The organism is Candidatus Avelusimicrobium stercoris (genome assembly GCF_002437085.1).
Classification (GTDB): Bacteria; Elusimicrobiota; Elusimicrobia; order Elusimicrobiales; family Elusimicrobiaceae; genus Avelusimicrobium; species Avelusimicrobium stercoris.
Window position 1 is genome coordinate 44,000 of the sequence record NZ_DJOA01000008.1, and the last position, 11,885, is coordinate 55,884.

Here is an 11,885-nt window from a genome sequence, read left to right on the forward strand (position 1 = left end):
TGTAGTACGGGACGAAATCTCCGAATAGAAATGCAAACTTATAGGAGAACGAAAATGCCAAAGAAAAAGCCTGCTTGTAGTAAAAGCTCAAAGACTAAAACGCAATCCATCACCTGTGCCGCAAGAGTAACGCCCATTAAGGCCACTCTAGAAAGCGTAATTGCTAACCCCACCATACTTAAAAAGCCAAATAACCCCAGATTACCCGCCATTGGAACCACATTCATTAAAAAGTTTAAGGGCAAGGACCTAATGATAGAGGTAAAATCAGACGGTTTGTATTGGGAAGGGAAGTGCTATAAATCCCTTTCCGGACTTGCCATAGCCATTACGGAGTACCCCATATCGGGTTATGTATTTTTCTACAAGGAGATAGCAAAATGGACCGCCAAGAAAAACCCCTCGCAGAATTAGTAAAAATACTCCGCGCCGCATATCCCAAAGGCTCGCGCGTGGTGCTTGTTCAAATGGACGATATACAGGCCCCGCCCATAGGGACACAAGGCACTGTAACCGGAGTGGACGATATCGGGACCATTATGGTGGACTGGGATAATGGAAGTAAATTGGGAGTGGTACTAGGAGAGGATACATGCCGGAAGATAAACGGATTAAAATGCGTTAGTTGGACATATACCGTACACGCAGAAGATAAGATTGGGAATAGCCTAGACCTCAGACATATAGTCCGTTTTGATACTCCTACAAAGGCAAGCACCTACATTCGGAAAAATGATGGCGCGTGGGAGTTTTTTAGCAACTTTGAAACCTGCGAGCCAAATACCACAGCACAAGAACAATTATTAAATGTGTTTGGTAATAAAAAAAATAAACGGAGAACAGCGTAATATGACCGAAAAAGAGAAATTAGAAGTAATCAAACATTCCTATGAAGTATTGCAGGGGTTGGTAAAGGACCTAAACGAAAGAGTAAAGGACGCCAAGGACGGTATTGCCACATCCGGACCAAAACCTGATAATGGGGAGCTTGTATGGATTGGATTGCACCGCAGAGCGCATAAAAAATGTTTACGCGGTAATGACCTATCTACATACCAACCGAGGTTAAATATGCCCAAGACACGCCGAAAATGCCCAAACTGTGGCCGATACATGGTAGGTTACCCTGCTATAAGCCGGAAGGATAACAAGACGGAAATCTGTAGCACATGTGGATTACTGGAAGCACTAGATGCCTATATAAATAGGGGCTAGAAATTAATCTAATCCCTTTTACTATTGCCTACAGCAAGCGAATGTACTAGCAAACCTCACAAGGAGTCTTGGCATTTTTCTAGTCCACATTGGCTTTAATTCTTCCAAAGCAAAATTGAAAGATTTTACCTCTTATTCAAGGCATTTAAATTACAACAATTATAAATTCCTGAAAACAGAGTTGGAATTAAGAATTTTTGGCTAAATTTTCTATTAATTCCCTGTTTTGTTTTTAGGGAATTTATACAAGTTGTATAGGGGAAACAGGGCAAAAAATGGCTCAAAAAACCCTAAAAATTAACATTTTCCCTGTATTTTCCCTGCATATCAGGGAATTTGGCACAAAAAACTAACAGCATATTGCTGAGCAAACTACACACTCCGTAGAAATTGAAAACCCTGCGGGAGCAGGATTTTTGATTTCTATGAAAATATGAGGTGCGGCATAAATGACTTTATGCCACAGGGATTTGAAGCCCGCAATGTGGTGTGAGTTTGAGGCCATTGGCCGAAAGGCGAACACAATGAGGGCGGGCCCGGGCAAAATTTCCGTCAGGAAATTTATGCAGGGCGAATCCCTCCCTCTCCGTATTGTAGTTGTCAATAATTAGCATTTATCCCCGTTAGGCTTAACTCCCGACGGGGATTTTTTTATAAACAACCGATAGCATAGTATTTCAGAACCTATTTTGGGTTTTATACAAATTTATTGGATTTTATGCTGACAACACTTTTGGAGAGAATTTCCTCTTGTTCTTGCCAATTTAAGGTTTTTATTGAGAGTAATTTTTTAAGGGTACAATCAGCCGATTGGGTACCGTTTAGGATAGCACGGATAATTCGCGGAGAGAGGAAACTCAAATTAAGTAGCCGAATGATATATTGATACGATACTTTTTCTTGTTTAGCGATTTGTTGTGCACTAGCACCATTTAATATATCTTGATGCCACTTAAATGATTGCGCTAGTATTTTGGTAAGATTTTTTGTTTGCTGTTTATCTGGCTTTGTAAATTGCCCTATAATTATTTTAGCCCCGTTATCTATCGTGCCAATGTGATACATCTCTGTATAGGAACTTTCCTGTTTTAATTCTTCTGGTTTGAACAAGCGCATTTCCCGGTTTTCATAGATAGCATTAAATAGTTCTACTACTTGCTCTGTATGCAAGGTTATCTCTACTTTGTGTGGGCTTAATTGAACGCGCTTAATCAATGCTTTTTCTATGCTCCGGGTTATGGTATAGGAAGATAAAAGTTTTAATATTTTTTTCTGCTTAGCAACTTCAAAATGTTGGATATACAAATGTATTTTAGACTTTTCACGCAAGAAACGCTCAAACCAACTATCTATAAAGTTTTCCAGTAGTGGCAAAGAGACTTTCCCGATTTTGCCTAGTTTATTTGGCTCTTTGCGGATAATGGCTTGGCTTATGTAATAGCGGTACTTTTTACCGCTACTACCTGTACTCCAACTGGGGCTCATAGCGTTGCCTTTATCATCATATAGTTTGCCGGACAAAAGGCTTTTCTTTGGGTCATAATGCTGACGATTAATACGGTTGTCCGCCATTACTGCTTGGACCTGTTCAAATAGTTCTATGGGGATTATGTCTTGGTGCTCCCCCTGATATCATGTCCCTTTATGGCCTACTAAACCAATATAGGCTTTATTGCGCAAAATACAGGTTAAGTTCCCTACGGATATATTATGTCCTTGCTGTTGGAGCCAGTTTTTTAGGAGTGTGGTACTTTTGAGTTCTACATATTTTTGGAATATATCGGTAACAAGTTTTGCTTTTCCTTCATCAGGATATATCTTTTTATCCTTACGGTAATACCCCAGCGGCGGTTTGCCGCCCATCCACATACCTTTTTTCTTACTTGCGCTAATCTTATCCCTTATGCGTTCCCCTGTTACTTCCCGCTCAAATTGGGCAAAGGATAAAAGCATATTGAGCGTAAGTCGCCCCATACTGGTAGTGGTGTTAAAATGTTGGGTAATAGATACAAACGAGGCATTGTGCTTATCTAATACCTCTACTATCTTGCTAAAATCCATTAAACTGCGGGTTAATCGGTCTATTTTGTAAACAACGATAATATCAACAAGACCGTTTTGAACATCTTGGAGTAGTCGTTTTAGGGCCGGCCTTTCCATATTGCCGCCTGAATACCCGCCATCATCATACTCATTAGGCAATAATTGCCAATTCTCGTGCTTTTGGCTCTTAATGTAGGATTCACACGCTTCCCGCTGGGCTTGTAAACTATTAAACTCTTGTTTTAATCCTTCTTCCGTTGATTTGCGCGTATAGATGGCACAATGTATTTTCTTGTCTCTCATTTCTTCGCTCCAAAGAATACATTTCCGTTCCAACTCTTACCTGTAATGGCTTTGGCGACCCCGGATAGGCTTTTATAGAGTGTGTTCTCATACAGATACCCTTGTGGGACGATTTCTACTTCGTATTTGAGTCCTTGGTAGGAACGGATTAGTTTTGAGCCTATTTCTAAGGTAGATTTGGGGTGTTTGTCTGTTCCCTTAACGGCTCGGGCCACTTCACGAAACAAGCCAAGCGGAGAAATCTTCTCACGCTTGGCTTGTTCATACCATAACAAGTATTTAATAACTAAACCTCGTCCGATTGACGGTACAGGACGGCCTATTAACTCCAGCCATTTAAACTCTAATTCCCGGGCGGTTAAATGTGTATAGTTCGGCATATTCTCTCCTATACACATTACCGCTTATAATGCCAAGGAAGTCAAACAATATTATTGAAGTGGAAAAAATCCTTTGGAAATATTGTCTACCGTAAAAACAGACACCCAGTCGTCCTGTCTTTGCAATAATGGTTGTAACTCTTGGTAATTCCTCTTGAGTTTCACATATTCTCCAAAGGCGTCGGCCAATTTTTTATTAATTACAACTTTTTTCTTTATATCTTCAGCACAGATAATATCTAAAGTAATTCTAGGAATCGCCAAGTAATCCGTCGGCTCCCAGCCATTCTCATTTTTTAATGGAATTATAACGGTTCTAATTTCTTTTGGAGCAAGCGGTTTTTCAAAATCAATAAATACAACCCGTGTATCTGGCAAGGAATTCTCCGCAGGAGAAACCATCCCAACCAATAAAAGTTTCTTTAGCGAAGAATTTGTTTTATTTTCTAAATTCATAGATAAATTTTTACTATCTATGGACTTTTCACTTATGATGATTTTAGCCAATTCCGTTTTAGTTTTTTTCGCGGCTACAATATCATAAATAGCTTGTTCCAAGGCTTCCGCATATTGTTCTTCGGCTCTTTCCACGGCAGATTTCATAAGTTGATTGGCCCGTGCCAGAATTTGTTGATAATTAAGGCCGTGTAAGGATTTTTGGAACGCTCTCTCATTCTGCTCCTCTTGCGCTCTATCCGTTGGTATAACGCCATTAACAACCTGTTCTTTAAGAGATTTTAAGGCCAATACACTGATAGAGAAACTAAAATTATATTTTTTTTCTGGTGGCACGGACTGACTCACTTGCTCTAGTGATGTCTTATATGTTTCCGGCGTGCGACTATCTATTGTCGGTAATGTTTTTCCACACGCAACAATAAATAAACTACTCATCCAAACAAGAAAAAATGTTCTTTTCATAGGGATTGCCCTCTTTATAATGATATATTTTTCCAACAGGAAATAACTTTATTCACAATCAGTTCCGCAAATATTAATCCAATGGCTAACAAAACGCCATGAATTGTTCCGGTAAAGCAAAGGCCAACTGCTAAACCAATGCAAATGCCCATGCGAAATTTGTGATGTTGAGGCAGCATACTATGTAGTCCGCCCACAATCAGCAAGATAAATACGCCGATTCCACCCACTAATTCCATAATTTTTCTCCTTTTATGTCTTTGTAAAATTTTTCTACGGCCGGATTAGATAAAATATCTGTTGCCTGAAGTGGATTTTTAAGCCATAAGCCATCCAATGAACGAACCCGACTTAAAGCCACATAGGTTTGCCCTGTACTAAAAGCACCTTTTTCTCCTAAATCCACATAAACAGAATCAAACGTCATTCCCTGTGCTTTATGGATAGTAGTGGCCCATGCTAGTTGAATGGGGAATTGACAAAAGAAATTACCCAAATCCTTTTCCTGCCGTCCCGTCTTTTTATTCAATATCATTTTGTACCAAATGTAACCATGTATTTCGGCTTCTACGTCTTTGTTAATTTGCACAGTGATACTTTTTATGGTATGCTCTTTTAGGAGATTAATACTTTTAACATAGCCGATTGTGCCATTTACAAAGCGTTTATTTTCGTCATTGCGCACAAACATCACTTTCGCACCAATTTTCAAATACAACACCTTTGGGGCCGGACAATTTGCTTCCTTCCAATCATTATCGTAGCGGCTACTCTGAAAGGCCGGGATTTTATAAATGGGTTGCGGAAGTTTATCTAGTTCAGATTTGTTAATTTTTTCTGCATCTATCTTACGCGCGCACAAACAAACCGCATCTTTCGGGCGCTTATCCGTCACACGTTTATTGAAATACGCAAGAGCGTTGGTAAAATTTTCACCATACGGCGATTCCAACGCCGCTAAATGGGTTATAAATTCTTGGTCAGTTTGACGGAAAATCTTGGTGAAGAATATATGTTTAAAAGCCATATCCTTCCAACATTTCGCCTCAAACACATACGCCGTATTATATTCCTCTTTGCATAATTTATCTTGCAACAAATTGGACTTCTCATTTAGTATAGGGGCCAATTGGTTCAAATCCCCCACGACTATTACTTGTTTATGTGCAAAAGGCCGGTCATCTTCTAATACTTCCTGCAAGCGTTCGTTCATTTTATCAAAAATATCTGCCCGAACCATAGAAATTTCATCAATAACTAAAATATCTAAATTTTTCCATGCCGTACGCAAGGTATTACGGTTAGCATAATCCAACGGTGCATGGATTTCACTGGGATTGAGATGAAAAAAAGAATGAATCGTCTGCCCCTGAATATTCAAGGCGGCTATGCCTGTTGGTGCTACAAACATAGCATTTTTACTTTTTACACTTAAGAAATTGCGTAACCCCCTTAAAAAGGTAGATTTCCCTGTTCCTGGGCGGCCATGAATAAATACATTATCCCCGTGGTTAATGTGATAAATGGCTTGTTTAATTTCGTCAGTCATTTGCAATTTAGTAGAAAGAATTTGTTTTGTCATAAAGTTCTCCTTAGAAGTTAATATAAGACCAAAAACCTTTTAAAAAGGCATAAGTATATTGCACCTGTGCGCCACAAGAGCGAGCGGCTTTAATAATTTCATTATCTGCCGTTATTACACAAACTTGGTGCGCATATTGTTGCGTATGTTCGTAAATGGAATTTACAATGAGTTTATCGGCTTTGTGGCGTGCTGAAAAAAATACGCTCATTCCATCCGGCCTTGCAATCGCACGCTTGAAGCCATCAAAATAGCATTCAATCGTACGAGAATCATCCGCATTAAAACCAGAAAGGTAATTAACCAACTGGTCTGATAATTCGGCTTCTAAGGCTAAATTAGGGGTTCCTTGAGGGCTGTAAACTGAACGAATCACATTGGAACCATCAATGATAAGACTGGTCATGGCGTTCTCCTTATTTATCCCCTTTTGTTAAGGGTAATACTAAGATATGCCAACTATGGGATTACTCCCTATCGGGTGTGGCCCCCTACACTATAAGCACAAAACTGGCATTTTATGACATTGTATTCATAAAAATTGGCTACTAGGCACCAAGCAGTGGAATAAAATATGCTTGGCCGACGCCCTACCGGAACCCTCTATTGGCCTAGTTCACGGCTCTTATTACGGAAGGAGTCGCTTTTTATAATTGTACGCATATAACCAGTAATTTCAGGTTTCCACTGAACCAATTGCATACTTAAATCCGACAGTTTCCGTAAAACCCGCTGTTAATTGAAATTTAGGGGCAATTAACAAACTCAAGGTTTCCTTCCCCTGCAGAAAATTAATTGCACATTTGGGGCAGTTTCTGACACACTAAATATGAAAATACCGTACAGCTATAAATACCCATACTGGGATAACAAGCAAGGCTATTTTCCAGTCGCCCTTCTGTATCGGACCGTTCCTGGTGCAATAAACCTTGGAGCATCCGTTGCCTAGTAATATGTGAAGACGCATATTCAGCCAAAGCCCTTTCTTTCGCTGTCCACTGCGTTTTAAATCACATATACTCCTCAATTAAAGCCGCAATATCTGGGCGGAAACTCTGTAGTGCATAATATTTCGCATCTAAACCCATATTATCCGTTAAATGAGGATTCGCTCCCGCCTCCAGCAATAATTTCACAATATCAATATGCCCATTTTGAGAAGCCAGTATTAAAGGGGTTTTGCCATTGGGATCATGTGCATTTATATCTGCCCGAGTGCGCAAGAAGTCACGCACACAATATACCTCCCCCATAGCAGCATAATCCAATAGTTTCATATTGCAATATGAGAGTCTAACTATATAAACAAACCATATAACGATTAAAACGGGTATTACTAACAATAAAAACATAGCAGGTTCCTCATTTTCCTTTGAATTTATCAATAATATTTTTAATGCTGATTACACTTTGTGACACACCCACTGCTAACGGAATTGCCTCAAAAAAATCCAAAAATTCTGGTGTATCTTCGGCCTTTAATTTTCTTTTTCCAATTATCACACTCGTCATATCCTTTCCTGTCGTTTTGCCACGAGCCTTCTGCAGAAAATGACTTAATGCAAATACACGGGTTCCCGTTTGACAGCCGTTTTCACCAATCAGTTCCCTGCATGCCATATAGACAGGAATACGTTTATGATATTCATCAATTACTTTTTTAAATGTCTTTTCGTTTGTACTGCTTTTTAAAAGAACTCGTTTCAATACCTCTGCCATAATTGGCTCGCGGCCTTTTCCAAAATTCAAAAAGAGTAACCGGTCCGTTTCCATTAACAGCAAATAGCGCATCTCTAATTTCTCTTGCCAACTTTTCACAAGAACATCTTTATCGGTAACCAATAAAATAAATTCTGCCAAACCGTCTCCCAACATTTGAAATTCTTCTGCTGAAGAAGTCTGTTTCTGCCCGACTGTTTTGCGCGCCACAGGAGGAACTGTATATTTTTTAGGTTCCCGGGGATCTGGGCCATATTCATTGGGCCCATCTGTGCCGCCTAATATCAACATCAATAAAAACAGAATCATCCCAGCAAGCGGAATAAATGACAAGACAATAAGCCAACCAGACCACCCGATATCATGCAAACGTTTCACATAATTGGGAATTAAAAGTAGAGAAATTCCCACCAGTATTACCCCATAACTGCCATTCCCCCACATACTCATAAGTACGCACCCTGCAACAATGGATAAGATAAATAAAAACAAAAATTGCCTTCTGCAAATACGACCCTCCCAATCAAAAAAATGATTTAACGCCTCTATAAACATACGTTTTCTCCTTTCATTGGTTTACTATTTAATAAATAAATCTGGCATTTTTTGACAATTTGTTTATACAAAACCTATTTTTTTCATATAAAACGCCCTAATTGTAGACCTCGTGGAATTCTGTGAGGTATCAATAAAATACGAAAGCCCCTCATTAATAGGGGCTTTCTGGCATTTTTTGACAGTTGTATAGGAAATTTACAAATAAATTAAGATTACTTTTTAGATGTAAGTTTTAATTCTTCTTCACAAGCAGTTATCTTTTTTTCAACTTGCAAAATAAATTTTGGAATAACGGCAGCAGGAAAACTATTACTTGAATGCAAAACTTTTGCGTAATCTTGTAGAGCTGCTTTATAATTTCGGAGCGCAAAGTAGCATTCAGCGCGCTGATAATAGGCATTATCAACAAAAAGAGTCCCATCCGCAGCCTCTACAGGAAGGTCCGCCAAACTAAACAATGCGCCATTTTCTAAACAGTACTTATAGCGAGATTCAAAATAACCGGGAAGAATTTTCAAAATATAAGATTCTTTGGCTTCGGTTTCGGCTTTAGCTTTGGCTTTATATGTTTTCGCTTTTTTTGAATTTCCTAACTTATCATAACATAAAGCAATATTCGCATTAGAACAGGCATGTTCTCGCGTATTTTTCAACCCATTAAGAAAACAATTTAAGGCTTCTTGATACTGGTTCAATTTATAAAAACAGGCACCTTTTAGTGAATAAAGAGCCGGTGCTTCTAATTGCTCTGTTTTTTTGAAATAATATAACGCTTTATTATACTTACCAAGTCGAAAATACACGCTGGCCTTTCCAAGCACAGTAAAATATATCGGATTTTTATACTTAGAATCCCATTTATATTTTGTATCAACTATTAAATGCCCCCCAATATAGTGGCTAGAATATTGAATTTTTTCATTTTTAGGTAATGGTATTAAATCACCTATTCCCCTCCGACTAGCCAAAACTTTCCAGTTAACCCCTGCAAATACTATTTCATATATTGATTGCATATATCTGGCACATCGGGGTTGATAGGAATAGGCCTGCTCAGGTGCTAATTCAAGAGCTTGGGTGTAGGCCGATATGGCTTTTGCATATTTTTTACTTTCTTGATACCCACGGGCTAGGTTATAATAGGCGGGGGCATAGGTTTTGTCCGCAGCAATAGCCTTCTCAAAATACGAAAGAGCCTGCTGTAAAGGATGCGGTCTAACACATTGCACATTATGCTTCCACCCTGCGATATCATATCCCATTTCATTAAAAACGGAAGCAGTCGAATGCGTTATACAGATACGATTAAAAATGACAGGTCTTGCCAATATTTTAGAACGAAAACCCTTATTGCTAAGTTGTAAACTTTGTGTTTCTTCCGAACTAAACCAATCCTCTAAATTAACATCAATTTTCTCTTGTTGGGTTTGCTTATACAATTGCCAAAAAGTCCGATATTCTTTAAGGACTTCCTTTTTATCATAGTTAGATGATAAATGAGTTAAACGATGATGAAGGATATACAAACGAACTTGGCTGAGCATTCTGCAACTTTGTTCTGTCGTGATATTTGGAAACAAATCCAAGTGTTTTTCATACCAAGCATATGCCTTTTTATATTCTTTTTTCCAACAATACCACCTAAAAATTTCCACATAAATTCCATAAAATAACGTTTCTGGAATAAAAAATTTTGTACTTTGCTGTAATTGTGTATATTTTGCACAATCTTTTAAGGCTTTTTCTTCTTGATTTAATAATAAATATATAGTTGCCCGGTTTGCGTATGCCACCATATAATTGGGTTGCAATTGAATGGCCTTTGTAAACAGTTCAATGGCTTTTTTATAATTTCCTTGTTTTGTTTCAAAAAAACCTAAATTATTAGTTAAATACGGGTCACTAGGAAATTGAGCGAAATGTCGTTTGAATCTCCGTAAAAAAGAAACAAAAGGTATTGTTGGATTTTGCGTACGGTAACGCTCTAATTCTATAAGATTAGCATAAAAGGCACTATATTGTTGGGCATATTTTTCATCGCGTTTTATTCTGCCAAGTGCTTTAGACTCCTCTTTGCCAAGGATAAAACCGCTATTCAGATGGGTAATAGTATACGCCGCCACAGGATACAACGCTGATATAACGCAAGAACGATAATAATGCGCCGCTGCATTATGAACATTTAATCTTATAGATTTACTTAATAATTTTTCTGCGGTTTGTAGGATTTGAGGTTCCTTATCTTGCCGGAAGCCTAAAATATATAAACCTAGGCCTTTAAAAAAGTAATCATCTGCTGTTGTGGTTAAATCAGGCATAGCAGCAAATTTGTACTGGGGAAATTTTTGTTTTAATTCTTTTTGTAGGTCTTTTTCTAAATCAGAAAAATGTTGATAACGTTCTCTCGGATTAGTCTTCAGGCATTTTTGTAACAGACGATTTTTTTCTACTCGTTCTTTGTCTATTTTAACCGAACAAGTATTAAAAAACAATTGATATAACACTATTCCGAAAGAATAAATATCACTTTGCTCTGTTAATTCAGAAGATTCACGATATTCAGGTGGCAGATATCCTTTTGTCCCCCCTTTTTTATCCAACACGGCAAGGCCAAAATCTGTAATACGAATACTATTATCAGATGCTAACAAAATGTTATCCAACTTAATATCCTTATGTACAGCAATGCCATACTTATGCAAATTGTGCATACCACGGCAAAACTCAATAGCCCAAATCAATGATTGTTTATACTCTATTTTAGTACTTTCTAAAACCCGCGAAAGCGTTTTTCCTTGAACTATTTCATTCAAATTACGGGGTGGTTCCCCGATAAAATCCATTACTAAATATTGTCTCAGCCCATCCGCAATAAGCGTTTTTGTATATACCACATAAGGCAAACGAGGCATTTGCAAGGAGGCCAGGGCCTCTTTATCAAAATTTTTCAAATTGCAATTATCTTTGCTTTCTTGAATTTTCCTAAATGTCTTCAACACATAAAACTTGTTATCTCGTTTGTCACGGCAGAAAAATACATCCCCCATACCACCATCGCGGGCTTTATCGGATATTTCAAAAAATTCCGATAAAATATCCCCGCGCTTCATAAACAAGCGCTGGAAATTCTCTTTTTGTTGTATATATTGCGTTTTAGGCATAAC

Annotated in this window: 12 protein-coding genes; 2 read left to right on the forward strand and 10 right to left on the reverse strand. The window is 38.2% G+C overall.

The features are described 5' to 3' along the window. The first annotated feature begins 54 nt into the window (after window positions 1-54). Window positions 55-414, forward strand: coding sequence for a DUF2924 domain-containing protein (locus tag B2118_RS01190; RefSeq protein WP_428052610.1), 360 nt, complete (start codon window positions 55-57; stop codon window positions 412-414). Further along, the gene (locus tag B2118_RS01195) at window positions 381-848 is read left to right on the forward strand and encodes a DUF4314 domain-containing protein (RefSeq protein WP_428052612.1); all 468 of its coding nucleotides are present in this window, start codon (window positions 381-383) and stop codon (window positions 846-848) included. Before B2118_RS01190 ends, B2118_RS01195 begins: the two co-directional genes overlap by 34 nt. Window positions 849-1,911: 1,063 nt before the next feature. Here the strand turns inward: B2118_RS01195 and B2118_RS01200 are convergent. From B2118_RS01200 to B2118_RS01245, 10 genes are all read right to left on the reverse strand, one after another. Next, window positions 1,912-2,787, reverse strand: coding sequence for a hypothetical protein (locus B2118_RS01200; protein ID WP_428052614.1), 876 nt, complete (start codon window positions 2,785-2,787; stop codon window positions 1,912-1,914). A gap of 60 nt (window positions 2,788-2,847) precedes the next feature. Continuing rightward, complete coding sequence (locus B2118_RS01205; RefSeq protein WP_428052616.1) at window positions 2,848-3,561, reverse strand: recombinase family protein; 714 nt, start codon at window positions 3,559-3,561, stop codon at window positions 2,848-2,850. Then, window positions 3,558-3,941 (reverse strand): DUF2924 domain-containing protein, encoded by a 384-nt coding sequence (locus B2118_RS01210; protein WP_428052618.1) that lies wholly within the window; start codon window positions 3,939-3,941, stop codon window positions 3,558-3,560. Before B2118_RS01210 ends, B2118_RS01205 begins: the two co-directional genes overlap by 4 nt. A gap of 51 nt (window positions 3,942-3,992) precedes the next feature. Next, on the reverse strand, window positions 3,993-4,862 hold the full coding sequence (locus B2118_RS01215; RefSeq protein WP_428052620.1) for a hypothetical protein: 870 nt from the start codon (window positions 4,860-4,862) through the stop codon (window positions 3,993-3,995). Window positions 4,863-4,876: 14 nt separating this feature from the next. Continuing rightward, entirely contained in the window at window positions 4,877-5,101 is a 225-nt protein-coding gene (locus B2118_RS01220; protein WP_428052622.1) for a hypothetical protein, read from the reverse strand. Next, entirely contained in the window at window positions 5,092-6,444 is a 1,353-nt protein-coding gene (locus tag B2118_RS01225; RefSeq protein ID WP_428052624.1) for an ATP-dependent DNA helicase, read from the reverse strand. Before B2118_RS01225 ends, B2118_RS01220 begins: the two co-directional genes overlap by 10 nt. Before the next feature lie 10 nt (window positions 6,445-6,454). Further along, window positions 6,455-6,850, reverse strand: a complete 396-nt coding sequence (locus B2118_RS01230) for an NYN domain-containing protein (protein WP_428052626.1) — start codon at window positions 6,848-6,850, stop codon at window positions 6,455-6,457. Between the two features lie 604 nt (window positions 6,851-7,454). Continuing rightward, a complete protein-coding gene (locus tag B2118_RS01235) occupies window positions 7,455-7,796 on the reverse strand; it encodes an ankyrin repeat domain-containing protein (RefSeq protein WP_428052628.1) in 342 nt (113 codons plus the stop codon). Between the two features lie 10 nt (window positions 7,797-7,806). Further along, window positions 7,807-8,718, reverse strand: coding sequence for a DUF805 domain-containing protein (locus tag B2118_RS01240; protein ID WP_428052630.1), 912 nt, complete (start codon window positions 8,716-8,718; stop codon window positions 7,807-7,809). 215 nt (window positions 8,719-8,933) lie between these two features. After that, complete coding sequence (locus B2118_RS01245; protein ID WP_428052632.1) at window positions 8,934-11,882, reverse strand: protein kinase domain-containing protein; 2,949 nt, start codon at window positions 11,880-11,882, stop codon at window positions 8,934-8,936. Window positions 11,883-11,885: the final 3 nt, after the last annotated feature.